Raw genomic sequence first — 21,423 nt, 5'->3', positions numbered from 1 at the left:
CTCACAGGCCCAGGTAGGCGCTCTTGACCTGCGGGTCGTTGCGGATCTGGCTCGCCGGACCGGAGAGCACGACCCTGCCGTTCTCCATCACGTAGGCCCGGTCGCTGACCTCGAGCGCCTCGCCCGCGTTCTGCTCCACCAGCAGCACGCCCAGTCCCGCCTCGCGCACCTGGCGGACGGTGTCGAACGTCGCCTCGACGAGCGCGGGGGACAGGCCCAGCGAGGGCTCGTCGAGCATCACCAGGGCGGGGTCGGACATCAGCGCCCGGGCGACCGCCAGCATCTGCTGCTCGCCTCCGGAGAGGGAGCCGGCCAACTGGTCGCGGCGCTCGAGGAGGCGCGGGAACATCTCGTAGGAGCGCTCCATGCGCTGCGTGCGGACCTGCGCCGAGGGGGCGCGGATCCCGCCGATCTGCAGGTTCTCGGCCACGGTCATCTCCGGGAACACCCGGCGTCCCTCGGGCACCTGCACCAGGCCGAGGCGGGCGATCTCGTGGCTGGCCACCCGGGCTAGTTCGCGTCCGTCGAAGGTGACGGTCCCGTCGCGGTCGGGCAGCACCCCGGAGATCGCCATCAGCGTGCTCGACTTCCCGGCTCCGTTCGCGCCGAGCAGGCACACGATCTCGCCGCGCTCGACGCTCAGGGAGACGTCGTGGACGGCGACCACGCCGCCGTAGCTGACCCGCAGGGCGGACACCTCAAGAAGTGGCATATTTGGTCCCTAGGTAGGCCTCGATGACCTTGGGGTCACCGAAGACGTCGTCCGGCGTGCCGTCGGCGAGCACCCGGCCCGCGTCGAGCACCACGACCCGGTCGGCCAGCGAGCGCACCGCCGAGAGCAGGTGCTCGATCAGCACCAGCTCGCTGCCGCTCGCGGCGCACAGGCTGCGGATCAGCTCGACGATCTCGCGGACCTCGGAGGGGTTGAGCCCCGCCATCACCTCGTCGAGCATCAGCACCCGCGGCCGGACCGCGAGCGCCCGGGCCAGCTCCAGCCGCTTGCGCTCGCCGTGGCCGAGCTCGGAGGCGCGAGCGGCCGCCTTGTCGGCGAGACCGACCTGCTCCAGCAGGTCGACGGCGACGTCCATCGCGTGCGCGCGACCGTCGCCGACAGCGAGCGCCGCGACGGCGACGTTGCGGACCAGCGTCTCGTCGAGGAAGGGACGCACCGTCTGGAAGGTGCGGGAGATCCCCATCCGGGCGCGCTGGTCGGCGCGCGAGGAGGTGATGTCCCGGCCCTGGAGGAGTACCCGGCCGCTGGTCGGCCGGATCGCTCCGGCCAGCACGTTGAAGAGGGTGCTCTTGCCGGCGCCGTTGGGGCCGACGATCCCGAGCACCTCGCCGGAGCGGATCTCCAGGTCCAGGTCGGCCAGTGCGCGGAGCCCGCCGAAGCGGACGTTGACGTCCACCGCGCTCATCACGATGTCAGACACGATCCGACCTCCTCGACCAGATGCGCTTGAGTCGTACGCCGAGGCCGCCGATGCCCGTCGGGAACCAGTGCGCCAGGGCGATGATCGCCAGGCCCAGGACCAGGAGGCTGGCCGACGGCAGCGCGTCCATGTACTTCTGGGTGAGCTCGGTGACGCTGGTCATCGCCACGGATCCGAGCAGCGGACCCAGGACCAGGACGGCGCCGCCGAGAATGGCCCGGACCGCGATGTCGATCGAGACCGACACGTTGAAGGCCAGCTCCGGGTCGATGTACTGGATGTACTGCGCGTAGAGGCCGCCGCCGATCGCGGTCATCGCCGCGCTCAGTGCCATCGTGCGGGTGAGCGACCGGGCCACGTCGACACCGCTGGCGGCCGCCGTCGGCTCGTCGCCGCGGATCGCGGAGAGGCGCCAGCCGAGCGGGCTGCGCTTGACGAGGAGGAAGACGATCATCGCCAGCGCGGCGTACCCGACGGCGACGAGATAGAAGCCGCGCGGGTCCGAGAACTGGAGGTCCGCCGGTCCGGCGTCGACCTTGTAGGGCACCAGGACGCCGTTGGTCTTGCCGAGGTAGTCCAGGTTCGACGCCAGGATGCGGAGCATCTCGGCCCAGGCGAGCGTGTAGAGCGCGAAGTACGGCCCGCGCACCTTGAACCGCACGGCCAGGACCGTCATCAGCCAGGCCAGCGCCGCGGCGATCACCATGCCGACGACGATGCCGAGCCACGGGCTCAGGTCGTACTTGGCGAAGACCACGGCGGAGGCGTAGCCGCCGATCCCGAAGAAGGCGGCGTGGCCGAGCGGGATCAGGCCGCTGAGGCCGCCCGCGATCGCCCACCCGCTGGAGACGCCCGCGAAGATCAGCGCCACCGTCCAGATGCCGAGGGAGTGCCGGCTGCCCGTGAGTGGGGCGAGGGCCAGCGCGGCGAGCACGGCGATCCCCACGATGATGCCGAGGGACGGCCGGCGCCGGGGACGGACCCGGCGCGGCGCCGGGCTGGTCGTGGCCTGCGTGGTCATGCGCGCCTCCTCAGGCCCTCGGGCCGGAACAGCAGGAATCCGATGAACACGAGGAAGACGATGAAGACCTTCATCGTGCCGGGCAGGAAGAGCGAGCCCACTCCTTCGACGACGCCGATCAGCACGCCGCCGACGAAGGCGCCCTTGATGTTGCCGAGCCCGCCGAGCACCGCGGCGACGAAGCTCATCAGCAGCAGGTTGGTCGCGGCTCCGGGGGTGATCGGCACGAGCGTCGCCGAGAGCGCGCCGGCGAAGAAGGCCGCCGCCGCGCCGAGGGCCATGGTGGCGGCCAGCAGCCCGCCGACCGAGAGCCCCATGAGCTGGGCCGCGGTCGTGTCCTGGGAGACGGCCCGGATGCCGCGCCCCAGGTCGGTGTGCTGCAGCAGCCAGTGCAGCCCGACGGTGAACGCCACCGCCAGTGCCAGGACGACCAGTCGGCTCCAGTAGAAGTTGGCGGGCCCGATCGAGAACGTCGCGTCGGACAGGCTGGACTCCACCGTCTTCGGGTTGGAGCCGAAGACCATCGCGCACACCGCCTCGATGGCGATCCACAGGCCCAGGGTCACCAGCAACGGCCCGTCCTGGCCGGTCGCCATCAGTCGGGCCAGCAGGCCCCGCTGCACCAGCCAGCCGACGGCGAGCCCGCCGAGGATCGCGGCGAAGGCGAGGAGGAACGGATCGAGCGATGTCCAGTCGTGCAGGACGTACACCAGGTACATCCCGAGCAGGATGAAGGCCCCGTGGGCCAGGTTGACGATCTTCGCCACCCCGAACACCAAGGCAAGGCCGACCGCAGCCACGCCGTACAGACTGCCGTTGAACAGCCCTCCGATGACGGACTGCAAGACCAGGCGCCAATCCATTCGCTCCTCGCTTCGCTTCGGTCCGCCCGCAGGCGGAGAGGTCGAGACGGCCCGTGATGGCCCGTGACGGCTACGGCCGCTGCAGCTTGCCGGTGGCGAACTGCTCGGGCCAGACCACCTCGCGGCGTCCGTTCTGGAACTGGTAGTCGATCGGCTCGATCTCCTCGTTCTGCCCGACGTCGTCGAAGGAGATCTGCTCCTGGGTGAGCAGGTAGCCGTCGAAGGTGCCGGACGCGAGGGTCTCGCGGATGTCGGCCGGGTCGCTGGAGCCCGCGTCCTCGATCGCCTCGAGCAGCACCCGGGCGGACACGTAGCTCATCACCGCGCCACCGGACGGCTCGCTCCCGAACTCGCTCTCGAACCTCTCGGCGAACGACGTGTAGTCGGGCGAGGCGAAGTCGATCGGGTAGCTGCCGGCGTCCATGACGCCCTCGATGAGGTCGCCCGCGTCCTCGGCGAACCGGTTGCTGTACCAGCCGGCGCTGTCGACGCCGATGACCGCCTTGAACTCCGCGTTCTGCTCCTGGAGGGTCTTCAGCAGCAGGAGGCTGTCCGGGGCGTAGCCGGTGGAGAGCAGGATGTCCGCACCGCTCGCGATCGCCTGTGCGACCTCGGAGCTCATGTCCGTGGTCGACGACGCGTAGGGGATGTCCTTGACGACCTCGACCGAGCGCTGCTCGGCCTCCTTGCGGAAGTACTCCGACTGCGAGGTCCCGAACGCGGAGTCCTCGTGGAGGAAGACGGCCTTCCCGTTCAGGCCCCACTCCTCGTTGACGTGCTCGACGAAGTCGTTGGCGGCCTTGGCGACGCGCGGCGGGTCGAACATGACGCGGAACGTGTACTGGTAGCCGCGTTCGATGAGCTCGGGTGCCTGCGACTGGTCCACGATGTGAGGGACCTTGGCGCGCTCGGCCACCTGGGTGGTGGCCAGCGTGTTGGAGCTCAGCCAGGCACCGATGATCGCCGAGGAGCCCTCGTCGATCAGCGCCTGGGTGTTCTTCGCCGCCTGCTCGGGAGCGCCGGTGCTGTCCTTGGCCTTGAACACGACCTCGGTGCCGTCCAGCGACTTGATGCCGCCGGCGTCGTTGACGTCGGCGACCGCCATCTTGATGGCGTTGACCATCTCCTGACCGTCGTCCGCGAGCGGCCCGGTCAGCGGATAGGTGCCGCCGATCAGCACCTCGTCGGGGGAGGAGGACGACGACGAGTCCCCGCCGCCGCACGCGGACAGCGCCAGCGCGCACGCGGTTGCCGCCCCGACCAGTTTGAAGCTACGCACAACAGTCACCTACTTCGATGGGATGGACCGAGCGCCGGTGCGCTCGACGAGTCAGTCCTGCGGGGGAGCCCATGGCCGCTCACCCTCGAGCTCGCTGGGGGAGTAGTGGGCGTGCACGCACTTCCAGCCGTCGCTCTCGCGCGTGTAGACCATGGTTCCGCGCATCACCGGGCGTCCCGTGATGTGGCGTCCGAGGATCGGGCCCTGGTTCTTGGGTTCACGGTGGATCTGCACACGGTCGTCGGTGAGCACGGCCATGTCGCCGCGGATCATCACCTTGACGTTGCCGAGGCGAGCCGGCTCGATCAGGTCGAAGCGCGGGCCGTAGTAGCGCCAGACACCCAGCCAGTCCTGGAAGCCGTTGTACGTGAACCCGTTGGAGTTGAAGTAGACGTAGTCGTCGCTGTCCCGCCACAGCTCCTTCAGGCGTGGGATGTCCAGGACGTCGTTCGCGGTCCAGAAGTCCTGGAACGCCCGCAGCAGCTCCTGCTGCTCGGCCTCCGTGCCTCCGTCGAAGGTGACCTTCTCTGGTGTCTTGCCGTCACTGCTCATCGAGATCCTTCCTGGGTCGTTTCGCATCGTGGGTAGGTTCGAGCCCCGAGGCACGAAGTTCGTGTCTCGTTGGGAGAGAGGGGCGCCCGTCGGCGCGCTAGTCGGTCAGGTAGTGGTCCATCTCGGAGGCGACCTCGTCGAGGTCTCCGAGTCGTCGGCGCATCAGCTCGGGACGCAGCCCGCCGACCTCCTCGGCCAGCAGGGCCGAGATGACGGTGGCCGCGGTATGGGTGCCGAAGGTCAGACCCCAGTTGATCTCGGCGATCAGGGCCTCGTCGGCGAGGCCGGCGAACTCGCTGGCGTGGTTGTCGGTCACCACCACCACGGAGTAGCCGCGCTTCTTCGCGTAGCGCATCAGCCGGACCAGCTCACGCGGGTAGCGCGGCATCGCGAACACCAGCAGCGCCTTGGTGGGCGCGTCCGCGGCGAGGGCGAGGTCGTCGTAGACCTGCGAGCCGTCGGTGATCGAGAGTCGGACGTTGGGCCTGATCCGACCGAGTCGGTAGGCGAAGTTCTGGGCGAGGGACGCCGAGATGCGCAGCCCCACCACCATCACGATGTCGGCGGAGTTGAGGAGCTGACCGGCCCGCTCGATGGCCTGTCCCTCGGCCAGGGACCGCCGGAGGTTGTGCAGCAGGGCGACCTCGTCGTCGATCGCCTTCTGGTACCGGTTGCCGGCCTCGTCGGCGGGCGGACGGGCGCCGTGCCCGACCTGGACGCGCTCTCGGACGGCGACCATCATCTCGCCGTAGCTGCCGTAGTCCAGGGCCCTGGCGAGGCGGCTGACCGACGGCTGGCTGACGCCCGCCTCCGCCGCCACGTCGGCCGCGGAGAGGAACATGAAGTGCTCGGACTTCTCCAGGAGCAGCCGGGCGATCTGGCGCTGGGCCGGCGTCAGCTTCGCCGTGCGCACCCGCGCCTCGAGTCCGAGCACCTCCGGCGCCGCCGTCTGGTCCAAGCCCATGCCGGGAGCATGGCATGAATCAATACAGAGCACAATGGTCGTGAATGAAATTGTCTGAATAGGGTTCGGGGCCGCTGAATGGCCCGCGGGTCAGTGCTGGTAGGTGCCGTGGATGATCGCCCGGCCGGCGGTCTTGAACGCCAGGTTGAAGGAGACCACGGCTGCCGAGGCGTCGGAGTCGACGCCGAGCGACTCCTCGCGCACGGCGTGCACCACGAAGTAGTAGCGGTGCACCTGGTCGCCCTCCGGAGGCGCGGCGCCCATGAACGCCTGGGGCCCACCGTCGTTGCGGCACATGAAGGCGTTGCCCGGCAGGGCGGCGCCCTCGGCGCCGGCGCCCGCGTCGAGCGAGGTGACGTCGGCGGGCAGGTCGACCAGCACCCAGTGCCAGAAGCCGCTCGGGGTGGGTGCGTCGGGGTCGAAGCAGGTGACGGTGAAGCTCTTGGTCCCCTCGGGTGCGCCCGACCAGGACAGCTGCGGCGAGGTGTTGCCGGCCGCGGCGACCTGGTCGTCCCCGAGCGGCTGGCCGTCGGTGACGTCGGTGCTGGTGACCGTGAACGACGGGGCGGCGGGAAGCAGGTCGTACGGGTTGGGGCTGACGGGCCGGTCGAGGGTCATGGCGCTCCTATCGCATGGGCGGTGTCGGTCCGAACCTAGTCCGGTCGTCGAGCCGTGCCCAGGACCCCGGCCGGTCCGGGCGATGATGGCCCGATGGACGACTTCGCGACGTACCCCTCCGGCCTGCGCCTCGCCGACCGGCGCGTCGTCGTGGTGGGCGGCGGCCATGTCGCCCAGCGACGACTCCCCGCCCTGATCGCCGCCGGAGCCGACGTGTACGTCGTGTCCCCGGAGGTCACCCCGGCGATCGAGGGCCTGGTCGGCGCCGGCGAGGTCACGTGGCACGAGCGCGGCTTCGCGGCGCCCGACCTCGACGACACCTGGTACTGCATCGCCGCGACCGCCGACCGCGAGGTCAACGAGGCGGTCTCGGCGGCGGCCGAGGAGCGGCGGGTCTTCTGCGTGCGCTCCGACGACGGCACCCGGGCGACGGCGTGGACGCCGGCCACCGGCCGCCACGACGGGGTGACCGTCGCCGTGCTGTGCAACCGTGAGCCGCAGCGCTCGGCGCGGATCCGCGACGAGATCGTCGAGGAGCTGCGCGAGGGCGCCATCGCCACCCGACAGCAGCGTTCCCACGCGGCCGGCGTGGTGCTGGTCGGCGGCGGTCCGGGCGACCCGGAGCTGATCAGCATCGCCGGCCGCAAGGCGCTGATGGACGCCGACGTCGTGGTCGCCGACCGGCTGGCGCCGCGCGAGCTTCTGGGCGACCTCCCCTCGGACGTCGAACTGTTCGACGTCGCGAAGCTGCCGCGGGGGCGCAGTGCTCAGCAGGAGGAGATCAACCGGATCATCGTCGAGCGCGCACTCGCCGGAAAGCGGGTGGTGCGCTTCAAGGGCGGCGACAGCTTCGTCTTCGGTCGCGGCTACGAGGAGATCATCGCCTGCCGCGAGGCCGGCGTGCCGGTGACGGTGATCCCGGGCCTCTCGAGCCCGGTCGCGGTGCCCGCCGTGGCGGGCATCCCGGTCACCCATCGCGGCGTCACCCACGAGTTCACGGTCATCTCCGGGCACCTGCCGCCCGGCGACCCGGAGTCACTGGTCAACTGGGGCGCGGTGGCGGGCCTGACCGGGACCGTGGTGCTGATGATGGCCGTGCAGAACGCCCCGGCGATCGCGGCTGCGCTGGTCACGGGCGGGCGCGCCGAGGCGACGCCGGTCGCGGTCGTCGCCGACGGCACGATGCCGGGGGAGCGCACCGTGCTCGCGACGCTGGGCACCCTGGCCTCCGTGCTGGAGGCCGAGCAGGTCCGGCCGCCGGCGATCATCGTCGTCGGAGAGGTCGTGCGGGTCGCCCACCCCGAGGCGTTCGCCTAGTGGCCACCACCGTTGATTCGTCGTGTGTCCCGCACCCCGGGCACGCACCTCGCGGCGTTGCCGTCGCTTGCTGGACGGGCAGGTACGGCGTCGCTCCGGCGCCTGGCGAGGCACGCACCCGGAGCACGGGCCACCCCCGACGAATGAACGGCGGTGACCACTAGTGGCCACCCTCGTCGAGATCACCGATCCCGCCGACCCGAGGCTGGCCGACTACCGCGACCTGCGCGACGTCGAGCTGCGCAAGCACCTCGAGGCGGAGCACGGGCTCTTCCTGGCCGAGGGCGAGAAGGTGGTGCGCCGGGCCGTCGCCGCGGGCTTCCCACCCCGGTCCTTCCTGATGGCACCGCGCTGGCTCGACGGGCTGGCCGACGAGCTCGCGGCCTCCGACGTGCCCTGCTACGTGGTCTCCGAGGCGCTGGCCGAGGAGGTGACCGGCTTCCACGTGCACCGCGGCGCGCTCGCGTCGCTGGAGCGCACGCCGCTGCCGCCGGTCGAGTCGGTGCTCGCCTCGGCCCGCTCGATCCTGGTGCTCGAGGACATCGTCGACCACACCAACGTCGGCGCGATCTTCCGCTCGGGCGCCGCCCTGGGGTTCGACGCCGTGCTCCTGGCGCCGCGCTGCGCCGACCCCCTCTACCGGCGTTCGATCAAGGTCTCGATGGGTGCGGTGTTCACGACTCCGTGGACTCGGCTGCCCGACTGGCATGACGCGCTCCCGTCGCTGTCGCGGGCCGGCTTCACCACCGTCGCGCTGACGCTGGCCGAGGACGCCGTACCCGTCGAGGACGCCGTCGCCGGGATCGACCGGGTCGCCCTGGTGCTCGGCTCGGAGGGGCACGGGCTCTCGCCGCGCTGGGAGCAGTCCGCCGACCGGCGCGCGATCATCCCTATGCGCGCCGGCATCGACTCGCTCAACGTCGCGGCCGCCACCGCGGTCGCCTGCTACGTCACCGCGCGCCGCTGAGGGGTTCGTGGCTCGACGGTGGTCGAGGTGCGAGCGAAGCGAGCCTCGAAACCACCCTGGTGCTGAGGTCTCGAGACGCCGGCCACGACCTCCTCCGTCGGTCGTGCGGCTCCTCGACCTTGCTGCTGGACCCCGGTCCTCGCAGGCTCGGCCCGGGGCAGCTCAGATCCAGCGTCGTACCTTGAACACGCCCCACAGGGTGACGCTGACCAGCACCATCAGCACCAGGGCGAACGGGTAGCCGATGGACCAGTGCAGCTCGGGCATGTCGTCGAAGTTCATCCCGTAGACCGTGCCGATGAGGGTCGGTGCGAAGAGGATCGCGGCCCAGGCGGAGATCCGCTTGACGTCCTCGTTCTGGTCGATGCTGACCTTGGACAGCGCGCGCATCTCCTCGTTCTGGCGCTGCGCGACCAGGGTGGCGTTGACGGTGAGGATGTCGCGGAGCAGCTCGCGGAAGCCGTCGACCTGCTCGATGACCGCCGTGAGGTGGTCGTCGACGTCGCGTAGGTAACGCTGCAGCTCCTCGCCGGTGCCGTACTTCTCGAAGCCCGCGGTGAGGTGCTCGAGGACGCTCGCCAGCGGCTGGGTCGCGCGCTGGAACTCGATGACCTCGCGGGAGAGCTCGTAGATGCGCCGGGACACCCGCGGGTCGCTGCCGAAGACCTCGGTCTCGATCTCGTCGATGTCGTTGGCCAGGCCCGCCACCACCGGCCGGTAGCCGTCGACCACGCGGTCGAGGATCGCGTAGACGATCGCCTCCGGACCGAGCGCGAGCAGGTCCGGGTTGCTCTCCAGGCGGCGGCGTACGGCGGAGAGGTCCGGCGACTCGCTGTGCCGGACGGTGATCACGAAGTCCGCGCCGACGAAGACGTGCACCTCGCCGAAGTGCACCTCCTCGTGCGCGTCGTCGTAGTGCGCCGCGCGCAGCACCAGGAAGAGCGTGTCGCCGTACCGCTCCAGCTTCGGCCGCTGGTGGGCCTTGATCGCGTCCTCGACGGCCAGCTCGTGCAGGTCGAACTCGGCGGCCAGCGACCCGAGCTCGTGGTCGTCGGGCCGGTAGAGGCCGATCCAGGCGACGGCGTCGTCGTGTCGGCGCAGGGACCGGTAGGTGTCGGCCAGGGAGGTGGGCGAGTCGATGCGGTCGCCGTCGACGTAGATCGCGCTGTCGACGACGCTGACCCGGTCGCCGGCGTGCTCGACGGCGTGGGCGGAGCCGGTGACGACGGGATGCTGCGCGACGGGCCGGCGGACCCGGCCGGTCAGCGAGCGGATCGGCTTGAAGCTGCGGTCGGACATGACGAGACCTCGCGGTGAGTGCGGTGAGTTCGAACGGAACGGCGGCAACTGTCGCTATGCACCGCAATCACCTCCTCGTCGTCAGCGGTCCTCAGGCCGTCGACAGGGTACGCCGAGGCTCACCCCGCGGGCCACTCCAGGGGGTACTCGGCGGCCGCCTTGTCGTGGGACTTCTGGAGCCGCTTGCGCAGCTTGGTCGGGAGCCGGTCCCCGAACACGGTGCCGACCGTGTGGTCGGTCTCGTGCTGCAGGCAGCGCGCGAGCAGGCCGTCGCCCGAGAACGACACCGGCTCGCCGTCGAGGCCGGTGCCGGTGACCGTGGCGGCGTCCGGCCGGGCGCACTCGACGAACGCGCCGGGGAAGGACAGGCAGCCCTCGTCGCCCTCGTCGAGCTGCCGGTCGCGGCCCTCGGGGAGGACGAGCACGGGGTTGCAGACCACGCCGACGGTGTGCCGCCCGGACTCGTCGGGGCAGTCGAAGACGAACATCGCGACGTCCTCGCCGATCTGGCAGGCGGCCAGGCCGACCCCGTCGGCGGCGTACATCGTCGCGACCATGTCGGCCGCCAGGCTGCGCAGCGCGTCGTCGTACGTCGTGACCCGCTGCTGGGGCCGGTGCATGACCGGCGTGCCCCAGCGGGTGATGGGACGGACGCGGCCACCGGTCGGGAGCGGGCCGTGGGGTGCGAGCGGCTGGTCGGGCATGGGCAGGAGCGTAGTCAGCGTGTGACCGGACCCACCGACCGGACCGTAGCGCCGTGTGTAACTCGTAGTTACATTGACGCCATGTCCCTTCTCCCGAGCCTGCGACCGGGCGGCAGGCACGGCCTGGCGACGACCGAGTCACGCGATCCGATCGGGTACGCCGTGGCCGCCCTCTCCAGGCTCGCCCGGAGCGACGTCCTCGACCTACTCGGCATCCGCCGGCAGGCGGAGCAGGCGGTCTTCACCGCCACCCGCGGCGGCTTCCGCACCCTCACCAGGGCCAGCCGCGCCTTCAACCGGAGCGGGAGTCGGGGCACTGCTGGGGCCCGCCCGGCAGCCGCCCCGAGCACCGGAGTCTTCGATCTCACCCCGAGCGAGGACGAGCAGCTGCTGGTCGACGTCGTCACCGGGCTCGCGACCGACGTGCTGCGCCCGGCGGCCGCGGCCGCCGACGAGGCGTGCGCGGCACCCGACGGCGTCCTGCGGGCCGGGCTCGAGGTCGGGCTGCCGATCCTCGGCCTGCCGGAGTCGCTCGGCGGCGTGGCGGAGGAGCGCTCGGCGGTCGCCGGCGTGCTCGTCGCGGAGGCGCTCGCTCGTGGAGACCTCGGGCTTGCCGTCGCGTCGCTGGCCCCGGGAGCGGTCGCCACGGCCATCGGGCTGTGGGGCACCGACGCCCAGCAACGGACCTACCTACCGGCCTTCACCGGCGACGACGCCCCGGCCGCCGCGCTCGCGCTGACCGAGCCGACCGTGCTCTTCGATGCGATGTCGCCGGCGACGACCGCGACCCGCACGCCCGACGGCTTCGTGCTCGACGGCGTGAAGTCGGCGGTGCCCCGGGGCGCCGAGGCGGAGCTCTTCGTGGTCGGCGCGACGCTCGACGGCCGGCCGACGCTCTTCCTCGTCGAGGGCGGCACCGAGGGCCTCGACGTCGAGGCCGACCCGGCGATGGGCGTGCGGGCCGCCGGCCTCTGCAAGCTCCACCTACGCGGCATCGAGGTCCCCGCGGACGCCGTGCTCGGCGCGACCGGCGGCCCGCCGGCCGAGCGGGCGTACGTCGAGTGCGTGCGCCTCTCGCGCCTGGCCTGGTGTGCGCTCTCCGTGGGTGTCGGGCAGGCGGTGCTCGACTACGTCACGCCGTACGTCAAGGAGCGCGAGGCGTTCGGCGAGCCGATCGCCCACCGGCAGTCGGTCGCGTTCATGGTGGCGAACATCGCGATCGAGCTGCAGGCGATGCGGCTGCTCACCTGGAAGGCCGCCTCGCGGGCCGCCGCGGGCCATGACATCGCCCGCGAGGTCGCGCTCGCGCGCCGGCTGTGCGCCGAGAAGTCGATGCAGATCGGGCTCGACGGCGTGCAGCTGCTCGGCGGACACGGGTTCGTGAAGGAGCACCCGTGGAGCGGTGGTACCGCGACCTGCGGGCGATCGGGATCCTGGAAGGCGGTGTCCTGGTATGAGCATCTCTCTCGACGATCCGCAGCGGTTCCGACCGCTCGTCGCGCAGGCCCATCAGGTCGCGATGAACATGCTGCGGCCGATCTCGCGCAGGTACGACAAGGCGGAGCACGACTACCCCAAGGAGCTCGACCTGCTCGCCGCCATGATCGACGGGCTGTCGGCGTCCGGTGCCAGCGAGGGCGCCGGGGCCGCGGGTGTGAAGCGGTCCGCCGACGCCGACGATGGCTCGGTGCGGAACGGCGCGAACCTCGCCTCGGTCCTGTCGATCGCCGAGATGTGTTGGGGCGACGTCGGGCTGCTGCTCTCGATGCCGCGGCAGGGACTCGGCAACTCCGCGATCGCCTCGGTCGCGAGCCGGGAGCAGCACGAGCGCTTCGACGGGCTGTGGGCGTCGATGGCGATCACCGAGCCCGGCACCGGGTCCGACTCCGCCGGCATCCGGACGACGGCCCGTGCTGGACGGCGACGAGTACGTCATCAACGGCGAGAAGATCTTCGTGACCTCCGGCGCGCGCTCCGACGCCGTGGTCGTGTGGGCGACGCTCGACCGGGACATCGGCCGGGCCGCGATCAAGTCGTTCGTGGTGCCGAAGGGCACCCCGGGCATGACGGTCGAGCGCCTCGAGCACAAGCTCGGCATCAAGGCCTCCGACACCGCGACGATCCGGTTCGAGGACTGCCGGGTGCCGGCGGCGAACCTGCTCGGCTCACCCGAGATCGACGTCAAGCAGGGCTTCGCCGGCGCCATGGCGACCTTCGACAACACCCGGCCGCTCGTCGCGTCGATGGCGGTGGGCTGTGCGCGGGCCTCGCTCGACCTGACCCGCGAGCTGCTGGCGCAGGCGGACGTCGAGATCGACTACGACCGCCCGGCGATCACCCAGCCGGCGGCCGCCGCCAAGCTCCTCCAGATGGAGGCCGACTGGGAGGCGGCGTACCTGCTGGTGCTGCAGGCGGCGTGGCTGGCCGACAACGGCCGGCCCAACTCGCTCGAGGCGTCGATGGCCAAGGCCAAGGCGGGGCGCGTCGGCTCGGACATCACGCTGTCGTGCGTGGAGCTCGCCGGCTCGGTCGGCTACAGCGAGTCGGAGCTGCTGGAGAAGTGGGCCCGCGACTCGAAGATCCTGGACATCTTCGAGGGCACCCAGCAGATCCAGCTGCTGATCGTGGCCCGTCGGGTGCTGGGCCTGACGAGTGCAGAGCTGCGGTAGCGGAACCGTCAGGCCTGATCGGGATCGGCCGGTGGGGCCTTCTTGGCGGGCTTCTTGGCAGGTGTCTTCTTGGCGGGGGCCTTCTTCGCCGGTGCGGTCTTCTGGGTGGGTGCCTTCGCAGCCGGGGCGGCCTTCTTCGCCGGCGCCGTCTTCTTGGCCGGCAGCTTGGCGCTCGGGGTCGACGTGCGGGCCGGGGCCTTCTTCGCCGGGGCCGCCTTCTTCGCGGGTGCCTTCTTCGCGGGAGGCCGCGGCTTCGGCCTCATCTCGACGACCTCGGCGACCTCGGCGACGTCGGCCGGCGTGGGCGGCTCCGCGGGGAGCGGCGGCACCACCGGTCGACCGGGCGCCGACGGAGGCGGCGGCGGAGCAGACACCCGGTTGAGCCGCTCGGCGACGGTCTGGGCGACCTGGCCCGCCACGGTCAGGCCGAGCGACACCAGGCCGCGGGCCTGCTCGGCGGCCTTGCCGGCCGCGGCGCCCGGGTCGGCGGCGACGTTGCGGACCGCCGCGGCGACGGTCTCCTGCAGCTTCTCGAACGGCGACTTCTCGGGCACGCGGTCCTCCTCGGTCGGCGCGGTGCGGTCGGGGTCCTGTCTCGGATTCAAGCACGCCCCGGTTGGCCGAGCGTCTCAGCCCACCACGCCGGCGGCACCGGCCGGCTCGGCGAGGAGGTGCTGCGGCGGCCGGAACCCCGCTGCGGCGAACGCGGTGTCGACGGCCCGGACGACGGCGCCGAGCCGATCGCCGGGCACCAGCGCGATCGACGAGCCACCGAACCCGCCTCCGGTCATCCGGGCGCCGACCGCCCCGGCCTCGATGGCGGTCGACACGGCCAGGTCGAGCTCAGCACAGGAGATCTCGAAGTCGTCGCGCATCGAGGCGTGCGAGGCCGCGAAGAGCCGACCCACCTCGGCCCAGTCGGTCGCCGCCACGGCGGCCACCGTGTCGGTGACGCGGGTGATCTCGGTGACGACGTGCGTCGCGCGCCGCCGGACCCGGTGATCGCCGATCGTGCGTACGTCGGCCAGGGTCGCCGGGCGCAGGCTGGTCAGGCCGAGCTGCGCGGCAGCCGTCTCGCAGTCTGCCCGTCGGGCGGCGTACCCGCCGTCCACCAGGGCGTGCCGGACTCGGGTGTCGGTCACCAGCAGCGTCAGCCCGGCATCGCCGAGGGGGAGTGGCACGTCGCGAGTCGGGTCGGAGGCGGCGTCGAAGTCGATCAGCAGCGCGCGGCCGACCGACGCGAGCAACGAGACCGTCTGGTCCATGCCGCCGGTCGGCGCCCCCGCCACCTCGGTCTCCGCGCGGATGCACGCGGCCACCAGCCGCCGCCGCAGGGCGGGCGAGTCGTCGACGCCGGCCACCGCACAGGCCGCGAGCGCCACCGAGCACTCCAGCGCCGCCGAGCTGGACAGGCCCGCGCCGAGCGGCACGGTCCCGTGCACCAGCACGTCGACGCCGGGCACCTCGATCCCGTCCTCGCGCAGCGCCCACAGCACGCCGGCGGCGTACGCCGCCCAGCCCGAGACCCGGCCGGGCCCGAGCGTGTCGACCGTGCCGGCGAACGGCGACCCGGAGTCGCCGCTCGAGATCCGCACCACATCGTCGCGTCGGGGCGCCACGGCGGCGTAGGTCGCGTGTGGCAACGCGATCGGCAGCACGAGGCCGCGGTTGTAGTCGGTGTGCTCGCCGATCAGGTTGACGCGCCCCGGCGCCCGTCCGACGACCGCCGGCGGGCGGTCGTAGGCCGACTCGAACTGCGCGCGGGCCTCGGCGGCCAGCTCCGACGGGTCACCCGGTGGGACGAACGGCATGACCACACCCTAGGAGCGCGCCGTGGATGCCCGCGCCGCCCGTAGACTGCCGCAACGTGCAGTTCCTCGATGTGACGACTCCGCAGCACGACCTGACCTACGACGACGTGTTCATGGTCCCGCGGCACTCCGCGGTCGCCAGCAGGTACGACGTCGATCTCGCCACCGACGACGGCACCGGTGCGACCCTCCCGCTGGTCGTGGCGAACATGACCGCGATCTCGGGCAAGCGGATGGCCGAGACCATCGCCCGGCGCGGTGGCCTCGCGGTCATCCCGCAGGACATCCCCACGACGGTGGTCGCCGACGTCGTCGCCTTCGTGAAGGCGCGACACCTCGTCTTCGACACGCCGATCGAGCTCGCACCGCACCAGACGGTCGCCGAGGCGCTGGCTCTGATCCCCAAGCGGGCGCACCGGGCCGCGGTGGTGGTCGACGGCGGCCGGCCGGTCGGCATCGTGTCGGAGGACGACTGCAGCGAGGTCGACCGGTTCGCCCAGGTCGGTCAGGTGATGCGGCCCGTCGAGGTGCGGCTCCAGGCGGACGCCGACCCGCGCGCCGCGTTCGACGCGCTCGACAGCGCCCACGTGCCCGTCGCCGTCGCGGTCGACGGCCAGGGCGGGCTGGTCGGCGTGCTGACCCGCAACGGCGCGTTGCGAGCGACGCTGTACAAGCCGGCCGTCGACGCCCGGGGCGGGTTGCGGATCGCCGCGGCGGTCGGGGTGAACGGTGACGTCGCGCTCAAGGCTGGGGAGCTGCTGGACGCGGGCGTCGACTGCCTCGTCGTCGACACGGCACACGGGCACCAGGACCGGATGCTCGAGGCGCTGCGCGCGGTGCGCGCGCTCGACCCGCAGGTGCCGGTCGTGGCGGGCAACGTGGTGGCCGCCGACGGCACCCGCGCCCTGATCGAGGCGGGCGCCGACATCGTCAAAGTCGGCGTCGGGCCCGGCGCCATGTGCACGACGCGGATGATGACCGGCGTCGGCAGGCCGCAGTTCTCGGCCGTCCTCGAGTGCGCCGCGGCCGCCCGCGAGCTCGGCCGGCACGTGTGGGCCGACGGCGGCGTACGGCACCCTCGTGACGTCGCGCTGGCGCTGGCCGCCGGCGCGTCCTCGGTGATGATCGGGTCCTGGTTCGCCGGCACCCACGAGTCGCCGGGCGACCTCATGCACGACGCCGACGGCCGGGCGTTCAAGACCTCCTTCGGCATGGCCTCCGCGCGGGCGGTCGCCAACCGCACGAGCGCCGAGTCGGCCTACGACCGCGCCCGCAAGGGCCTCTACGAGGAGGGCATCTCGTCGTCGCGGATGTACCTCGACCCGCTCCGGCCCGGCGTCGAGGACCTCGTCGACCAGATCTGCTCGGGCGTCCGGTCGGCATGCACGTACGCCGGCGCCGCCTCGCTCACGGAGCTGCACGAGCGGGCGGTCGTCGGCGTGCAGAGCACCGCCGGATTCACCGAGGGTCGCCCGCTGGCGACGAGCTGGTAGCGAGGCCGCTCAGTCGGGCGCCGGGTCGGCCGAGTCGGACCCGTTGGACGACGAGGTGATCGACCAGTCGGCGGAGTTCTCCGGATCGTGGTCGACGGCGATCACGAAGTCGTCGCCATGGGCCGTGACGCCGGTGACGACGGCCTGAGCGACCGCCTCCTCGGCGTACTTGCGGCGCACGACGAGCGGGTCGGACCGCAGGTCCTTCACCAGTGCCACCGCCAGGCCGACCATCACCAGGACGAACGGCAGCGCGGCGACGATCGTGATGTTCTGCAGACCGGTGAGGGCGTCGTCCCCGCCGATGAGCAGCATCACCGCGGCGACGGCGCCGGTGGCGACACCCCAGAAGATGACCGTCGGACGCGTCGGGTGCTGGGTGCCCCGTTCGGAGAGGGTGCCCATCACGATGGAGGCGGCGTCGGCGCCGGAGACGAAGAAGATGCCGACCAGCACCATCACCAGCACGCTCGTCAGCGTCGCCCACGGGAAGGCCTCGAGGGTGGTGAAGAGCTGTGACTCCGTCACCCCGCCGCCGGCGCCGGCGATGTCGGTGCCGGTCTGCTGCAGGTCGATGGCGGCGCCACCGAAGATGCAGAACCAGACCAGGCTGACCAGGCTGGGCACCAGCAGCACCCCGGCCACGAACTGGCGCACGGTGCGGCCCCGGGAGATCCGGGCGATGAACATGCCCACGAACGGCGTCCAGGAGATCCACCAGGCCCAGTAGAAGACCGTCCAGCTCTCCAGCCACGCGTTGGTGTCGCCGCCCTCTGCGCCGGTGCGGGCTGCCATCGTGGGCAGGTCGGCGAGGTAGCTGCCGAGCGAGGTCGGCACCAGGTTGAGCATGAACACGGTCGGGCCGACCACGAACAGGAAGAGGGCCAGCGCGAGCGCCAGCACCATGTTGATGTTGGAGAGCCACTGGATGCCCTTCGCGACCCCCGAGACCGCGGACAGGATGAAGGCGGCGGTGAGGACGGCGATGATCCCGACCAGCACGGCGTTGCCGACCTCGCCGATGCCGCCGACGATCTCGAGGCCGCTGCTGATCTGGAGGGCGCCGAGGCCCAGGGAGGCGGCCGACCCGAACAGCGTGGCGAAGATCGCCAGCATGTCGATCACCTTGCCCCAGGCGCCGTGGGCCCGCTCGCCGATCAACGGCTCGAAGGCCGCGGAGATCAGCTGGAGCCGGCCCTTGCGGTAGACGCCGTAGGCGATCGCGAGCCCGACCACGGCGTAGATCGCCCAGGGGTGCAGGGTCCAGTGGAAGAGCGTGGTGGCCATCGCGTGCTGCACGGCCTCGGGGTTCCCGGGTTCGCCCGTGCCGGGCGGCGGTGTCACGAAGTGCGCGATCGGCTCGCTGACGCCCCAGAACATCAGCCCGATGCCCATCCCGGCGCTGAACATCATCGCGATCCACGACACGGTCCGGAACTCCGGCTCCTCGTCGTCGCGGCCGAGCGGGATGTTGCCGTATCTGCTGGCCGCCAGCCAGATCACGAAGACCACGAACGTGCTCGAGGCGGTGACGAACAGCCAGCCCATGTCCTCCATCACCCAGGTGAGGGCGCTGCTGGAGGCGTCGCCGAGGCTGCTCGTGCTGACGAACCCCCACACCAGGAACGCGATCGCGATCGCCGCGGTCACGCCGAAGACGATCCAGTCGACGCCCGGACGGCTCGGCCGGGCCTCCTCGATGGGGCGGTCCAGCGCCGGGTGGGGGACGACGTCGGCCGCGGGCGCCCGCACGGCGTCGGCCACCCGGCGGGACGGGCGGTGCTGCTGAGTAGTCACTAGAGGCCCCTACCCGGGCCCGGTGACGGGCGAAACCTCCTGATGAGAAACCGGTCGGGCTACCTGCTGGCGGAGTGAGTGGCGGCCTGGGTATCGGGCGCCTGATGAACCTGCGGCCCGTGGTGCCCGAGCCCGCTCCGGCCCGGATCACCTCGTTTCCCCGGCCGCCCGGGGAAACGAGCGCGACACGCCGACGCGCCCCGGCGATCGCACGCGTCCGGGCTCCCAGGGCGGTGGAACACCCACCGCCCGGTGCCGCCAGCCGGATAGTCCGTCACGAACCGGTTGCCCCACCACCGGAACGGCAGCCAGAACGTGACGGACTATCCCGGCCGCGGGCCTCACAGGCGGACCGACGAGCCGTCACCACCCACCCGCCTGCGCCCGTCGCCGGCGCTTCGATCGCCACCCGGACCACGGGCCGGCCGCGGACACCGGCCATGGGCTCACCCGCGCGAGCTGCGCTCCGTCCGACCGCGCACGATCCCGATGAAGCGCTGCACCCAGGGGTCCTCGTTGTCCATCAGCCAGGCCAACCCGACCTGGGTCGGCTCCAGATCGGTGACCACGCGATAGGTGACGTCCTTGCGGTGGTGCAGCCGAGCCACCGACATGGGCACGATGACGACGCCGGTGCCGCTGGCGACGACCTCGACGGCGTCCGCGACCGACATCGGCGGCCAGGCGAGCTGCTCGGCGTCCGGGGTCCAGCCCGAGCGGTGGGGGAGCACCAGCTGCTCGTCGGCGAGGTCGGCGAGGGTGACGTCCTCGGCGAGCGTGAGCAGGTGCTCGATGCCCATCACCGCGACCGGCAGCTCGTCGTACAGCGGGATGCAGTGCAGCCCGTCGCGGTCGATCGGCAGCCGCACGATCGACATGTCGAGGGTGCCGGCCCGGAGCCGGGTCTCCTGCTCTTCCTCGACGACCGGCACCAGATCGAGCGGGTCGCGGGCGTGGCGGGTGCGCCAGATGCGCGCCCACTTGTCGGGCGTCGCACCGGTGACGAAGCCGACCCGGAAGTGCCCGAACGCCTGGCTCAAGCCGGGGTCACGCGGCCTTCGAGCGCCCCGCGAGCCAGCGCCACAGGGCCGTGACGATGAGCGCACCGGCGAGCGAGCCGATGATGCCGCTCGCGCGCAGCTCGATGCCGTCGCCGGCGAGCAGGCTGATCAGCAGCCCACCGACGAACGACCCGACGAGGCCGGCCACGATCGCCATCGTCCAGTCGATGCCGCCACCGTCGCGACCGAGGATGAGCTGTGCGCCGGCGCCGATCAGCATGCCGAACAGGATGAGACCCAGGATGAGCATGGCCCGAAGCCTAGTGCTGCCAGGCCCCTCCGCACCGCGCAACGCGGATCGTGTCGGCCGGTGTGCCTCAGACCGGGGTGATCGGCAGCGACCGCCGCGGCGCGAACTCGAACGCCGCCCCGGTGCTGAACCGGGTGACCGCCACCTCGGCGGCCTCGGGCGCGGGCTCTGCTCGACGTACGACGGTCGCGGTCCACGCGTCGTCGACGCCGTCGACCTCGACGTCGAGGTGCGGGTCGACCGCACGCACGATCGCCTGGAGCGCCGCGAGGCGTCCCGGGCCGCAGAGCGCGAGCCAGCCGCCGTCGTCGTGTGCGGCCGAGGGCCGTACGGTCAGCCGGCTCGCGTCGACGTCGGCGTCGACGTACGCCGCGGGGTTGAGCACCGGGTGCAGCTCCAGGATCCGCAGCGGGTCGTCGGTGCCGAGCGCCCGCGAGATCCGCTCGGCCGCGATGCCGGCGACGCCGACCAGCTGCTTGGTGGCGATCTCGTGGGCCTGCTCGCCGTCGCCGGCCCGCTTGTCGACCGCGAGCCGGAAGGACAGGTTGAGCAGGTGCATCTGCAGGCAGACCTCGTCGGCGATCCGCACCAGCGCGGAGTGGGAGAACGCGCCGAAGTCGAGGTCGGAGAGCAGCGGTCCGGAGTAGTCCGACGCGCCCTCGTCGGTGGGATCGATCGGGTCCAGCTCGAGCTGCGCCGCACGGGTCCGCACGATGACGTAGTAGGGCTCGAGCGGTGCCACCTCCGGATGCGCGTCGTCGATGACCACGGTCCACTCGCAGTGCGGGCGTCGGTCGGCGGCCAGGTCGTCGGGGCTGCGGGGCGGCCGGTGCACGGGCCGTACCCGGGCCCTGGGGTTGGTCGCCACCGCGGTCGCGTCGAAGGTCGGGTCCTCGATGTCGTGGCACATCGAGCGGACGTAGCTCTCGCCCATGGGCTCGACGTCCATCAGCGCGCCGCAGTGGTCGAGGTGGAACCCGCCGTGCCACCGATCCTGTACGTCGTAGCGGAAGTCCATGAACTGCGGCGGGGCGCCGATGTCGAGCTGGAGCCCCTTGAAGATCGTCACGACGTCGATGCCCTCGTAGCGCAGCGCGCGCTGCATCCGGCGCGTGTAGACGGGGCTCGACCCGGCCCACTCCTCGACGGCTACCCGGGCCATCTCCTCGCGGCCCCACGCCGAGATGCACCACGCCATCCCGGAGCGGTCGATCAGCTGCCCGACGAGCAGCAGCTCGGGCACGAGCGTGGCCAGCTCGGCGCGGGTGAGGCCGGCGTATCGGCTGGTCATCGGGGGCGCTCCCTCGGTCCGTCTCGGCTAGAAC

Annotated in this window: 21 protein-coding genes; 5 read left to right on the top strand and 16 right to left on the bottom strand. The window is 71.9% G+C overall.

Going from position 1 to position 21,423, the window contains the following annotated elements:
- Position 1 precedes the first annotated feature (1 nt).
- The 8 genes from KM427_RS13530 to KM427_RS13495 form a co-directional block, all read right to left on the bottom strand.
- On the bottom strand, positions 2 to 712 hold the full coding sequence (locus KM427_RS13530; protein ID WP_215524192.1) for an ABC transporter ATP-binding protein: 711 nt from the start codon (positions 710 to 712) through the stop codon (positions 2 to 4).
- Positions 699 to 1,433 carry an ABC transporter ATP-binding protein gene (locus KM427_RS13525; RefSeq protein ID WP_215524191.1) on the bottom strand — a complete coding sequence of 245 codons (735 nt, stop codon included), beginning with the start codon at positions 1,431 to 1,433 and terminating at the stop codon, positions 699 to 701. Before KM427_RS13525 ends, KM427_RS13530 begins: the two co-directional genes overlap by 14 nt.
- Positions 1,426 to 2,454: a branched-chain amino acid ABC transporter permease gene (locus KM427_RS13520; RefSeq protein ID WP_183594654.1), complete on the bottom strand. Its 1,029-nt coding sequence runs from the start codon at positions 2,452 to 2,454 to the stop codon at positions 1,426 to 1,428. The genes KM427_RS13525 and KM427_RS13520 overlap by 8 nt, the downstream gene beginning before the upstream one ends.
- Complete coding sequence (locus KM427_RS13515) at positions 2,451 to 3,317, bottom strand: branched-chain amino acid ABC transporter permease (protein WP_215524190.1); 867 nt, start codon at positions 3,315 to 3,317, stop codon at positions 2,451 to 2,453. The genes KM427_RS13520 and KM427_RS13515 overlap by 4 nt, the downstream gene beginning before the upstream one ends.
- A 70-nt stretch (positions 3,318 to 3,387) precedes the next feature.
- A complete protein-coding gene (locus KM427_RS13510) occupies positions 3,388 to 4,596 on the bottom strand; it encodes an ABC transporter substrate-binding protein (RefSeq protein WP_183594658.1) in 1,209 nt (402 codons plus the stop codon).
- Between the two features lie 51 nt (positions 4,597 to 4,647).
- On the bottom strand, positions 4,648 to 5,148 hold the full coding sequence (locus KM427_RS13505) for a YybH family protein (RefSeq protein WP_183594660.1): 501 nt from the start codon (positions 5,146 to 5,148) through the stop codon (positions 4,648 to 4,650).
- Positions 5,149 to 5,245: 97 nt separating this feature from the next.
- The gene (locus KM427_RS13500; protein WP_183594662.1) at positions 5,246 to 6,112 is read right to left on the bottom strand and encodes a MurR/RpiR family transcriptional regulator; all 867 of its coding nucleotides are present in this window, start codon (positions 6,110 to 6,112) and stop codon (positions 5,246 to 5,248) included.
- Positions 6,113 to 6,202: 90 nt separating this feature from the next.
- Complete coding sequence (locus KM427_RS13495) at positions 6,203 to 6,730, bottom strand: YbhB/YbcL family Raf kinase inhibitor-like protein (RefSeq protein ID WP_215524189.1); 528 nt, start codon at positions 6,728 to 6,730, stop codon at positions 6,203 to 6,205.
- Positions 6,731 to 6,823: 93 nt separating this feature from the next.
- On the opposite strand from KM427_RS13495, the gene cobA reads away from it, so the two are divergent.
- Both cobA and KM427_RS13485 read left to right on the top strand, forming a co-directional pair.
- Positions 6,824 to 8,047: a uroporphyrinogen-III C-methyltransferase gene (gene cobA, locus KM427_RS13490; RefSeq protein WP_215524188.1), complete on the top strand. Its 1,224-nt coding sequence runs from the start codon at positions 6,824 to 6,826 to the stop codon at positions 8,045 to 8,047.
- A gap of 163 nt (positions 8,048 to 8,210) precedes the next feature.
- Positions 8,211 to 9,014, top strand: a complete 804-nt coding sequence (locus tag KM427_RS13485; protein WP_183594667.1) for a TrmH family RNA methyltransferase — start codon at positions 8,211 to 8,213, stop codon at positions 9,012 to 9,014.
- Positions 9,015 to 9,176: 162 nt separating this feature from the next.
- Here KM427_RS13485 and KM427_RS13480 read toward each other — a convergent pair whose 3' ends face one another.
- Positions 9,177 to 10,313: a magnesium and cobalt transport protein CorA gene (locus KM427_RS13480; RefSeq protein ID WP_183594668.1), complete on the bottom strand. Its 1,137-nt coding sequence runs from the start codon at positions 10,311 to 10,313 to the stop codon at positions 9,177 to 9,179.
- Positions 10,314 to 10,432: 119 nt separating this feature from the next.
- Positions 10,433 to 11,017 carry a peptide deformylase gene (gene def / locus KM427_RS13475; RefSeq protein ID WP_215524187.1) on the bottom strand — a complete coding sequence of 195 codons (585 nt, stop codon included), beginning with the start codon at positions 11,015 to 11,017 and terminating at the stop codon, positions 10,433 to 10,435.
- A gap of 81 nt (positions 11,018 to 11,098) precedes the next feature.
- Here def and KM427_RS13470 point away from each other — a divergent pair, with 81 nt between their 5' ends.
- Complete coding sequence (locus KM427_RS13470; protein WP_252274468.1) at positions 11,099 to 12,976, top strand: acyl-CoA dehydrogenase family protein; 1,878 nt, start codon at positions 11,099 to 11,101, stop codon at positions 12,974 to 12,976.
- Positions 12,928 to 13,686 (top strand): acyl-CoA dehydrogenase family protein, encoded by a 759-nt coding sequence (locus KM427_RS25930; protein ID WP_252274466.1) that lies wholly within the window; start codon positions 12,928 to 12,930, stop codon positions 13,684 to 13,686. The genes KM427_RS13470 and KM427_RS25930 overlap by 49 nt, the downstream gene beginning before the upstream one ends.
- An 8-nt stretch (positions 13,687 to 13,694) precedes the next feature.
- Here the strand turns inward: KM427_RS25930 and KM427_RS13460 are convergent, their stop codons facing one another.
- Together KM427_RS13460 and galK are read right to left on the bottom strand one after the other, a co-directional pair.
- Complete coding sequence (locus KM427_RS13460; RefSeq protein ID WP_215527763.1) at positions 13,695 to 14,240, bottom strand: hypothetical protein; 546 nt, start codon at positions 14,238 to 14,240, stop codon at positions 13,695 to 13,697.
- 75 nt (positions 14,241 to 14,315) lie between these two features.
- The gene (gene galK, locus KM427_RS13455) at positions 14,316 to 15,497 is read right to left on the bottom strand and encodes a galactokinase (protein WP_215524186.1); all 1,182 of its coding nucleotides are present in this window, start codon (positions 15,495 to 15,497) and stop codon (positions 14,316 to 14,318) included.
- A 56-nt stretch (positions 15,498 to 15,553) separates the two neighbouring features.
- On the opposite strand from galK, the gene KM427_RS13450 reads away from it, so the two are divergent.
- Positions 15,554 to 16,990 carry a GuaB1 family IMP dehydrogenase-related protein gene (locus KM427_RS13450; protein ID WP_215524185.1) on the top strand — a complete coding sequence of 479 codons (1,437 nt, stop codon included), beginning with the start codon at positions 15,554 to 15,556 and terminating at the stop codon, positions 16,988 to 16,990.
- A gap of 9 nt (positions 16,991 to 16,999) precedes the next feature.
- Here the strand turns inward: KM427_RS13450 and KM427_RS13445 are convergent, their stop codons facing one another.
- From KM427_RS13445 to KM427_RS13430, 4 genes are all read right to left on the bottom strand, one after another.
- Positions 17,000 to 18,787: a BCCT family transporter gene (locus KM427_RS13445; protein WP_183594674.1), complete on the bottom strand. Its 1,788-nt coding sequence runs from the start codon at positions 18,785 to 18,787 to the stop codon at positions 17,000 to 17,002.
- Between the two features lie 446 nt (positions 18,788 to 19,233).
- Positions 19,234 to 19,827: a LysR family substrate-binding domain-containing protein gene (locus tag KM427_RS13440; protein WP_215524184.1), complete on the bottom strand. Its 594-nt coding sequence runs from the start codon at positions 19,825 to 19,827 to the stop codon at positions 19,234 to 19,236.
- Positions 19,828 to 19,834: 7 nt separating this feature from the next.
- Positions 19,835 to 20,098: a GlsB/YeaQ/YmgE family stress response membrane protein gene (locus KM427_RS13435; RefSeq protein ID WP_183594676.1), complete on the bottom strand. Its 264-nt coding sequence runs from the start codon at positions 20,096 to 20,098 to the stop codon at positions 19,835 to 19,837.
- 67 nt (positions 20,099 to 20,165) lie between these two features.
- Entirely contained in the window at positions 20,166 to 21,389 is a 1,224-nt protein-coding gene (locus KM427_RS13430) for a hypothetical protein (protein ID WP_215524183.1), read from the bottom strand.
- Positions 21,390 to 21,423: the final 34 nt, after the last annotated feature.

The sequence above is a fragment of the Nocardioides sp. LMS-CY genome (genome assembly GCF_018732145.1).
Taxonomy (GTDB): Bacteria; Actinomycetota; Actinomycetes; order Propionibacteriales; family Nocardioidaceae; genus Nocardioides; species Nocardioides soli.
The sequence above is the reverse complement of the archived record's forward strand: the minus strand, read 5'-3'. Positions and strand labels throughout refer to the sequence as shown.

Coding starts and splice junctions, on each gene's coding strand:
- KM427_RS13520 (WP_183594654.1), bottom strand. CDS start 2,454: ATGACCACGCAGGCCACGACCAGCCCGGCGCCGCGCCGGGTCCGTCCC.
- KM427_RS13430 (WP_215524183.1), bottom strand. CDS start 21,389: ATGACCAGCCGATACGCCGGCCTCACCCGCGCCGAGCTGGCCACGCTC.
- KM427_RS13505 (WP_183594660.1), bottom strand. CDS start 5,148: ATGAGCAGTGACGGCAAGACACCAGAGAAGGTCACCTTCGACGGAGGC.
- KM427_RS13530 (WP_215524192.1), bottom strand. CDS start 712: ATGCCACTTCTTGAGGTGTCCGCCCTGCGGGTCAGCTACGGCGGCGTG.
- KM427_RS13515 (WP_215524190.1), bottom strand. CDS start 3,317: ATGGATTGGCGCCTGGTCTTGCAGTCCGTCATCGGAGGGCTGTTCAAC.
- KM427_RS13480 (WP_183594668.1), bottom strand. CDS start 10,313: ATGTCCGACCGCAGCTTCAAGCCGATCCGCTCGCTGACCGGCCGGGTC.
- def (WP_215524187.1), bottom strand. CDS start 11,017: ATGCCCGACCAGCCGCTCGCACCCCACGGCCCGCTCCCGACCGGTGGC.
- galK (WP_215524186.1), bottom strand. CDS start 15,497: ATGCCGTTCGTCCCACCGGGTGACCCGTCGGAGCTGGCCGCCGAGGCC.
- KM427_RS13500 (WP_183594662.1), bottom strand. CDS start 6,112: ATGGGCTTGGACCAGACGGCGGCGCCGGAGGTGCTCGGACTCGAGGCG.
- KM427_RS13470 (WP_252274468.1), top strand. CDS start 11,099: ATGTCCCTTCTCCCGAGCCTGCGACCGGGCGGCAGGCACGGCCTGGCG.
- KM427_RS13495 (WP_215524189.1), bottom strand. CDS start 6,730: ATGACCCTCGACCGGCCCGTCAGCCCCAACCCGTACGACCTGCTTCCC.
- cobA (WP_215524188.1), top strand. CDS start 6,824: ATGGACGACTTCGCGACGTACCCCTCCGGCCTGCGCCTCGCCGACCGG.
- KM427_RS13435 (WP_183594676.1), bottom strand. CDS start 20,098: ATGCTCATCCTGGGTCTCATCCTGTTCGGCATGCTGATCGGCGCCGGC.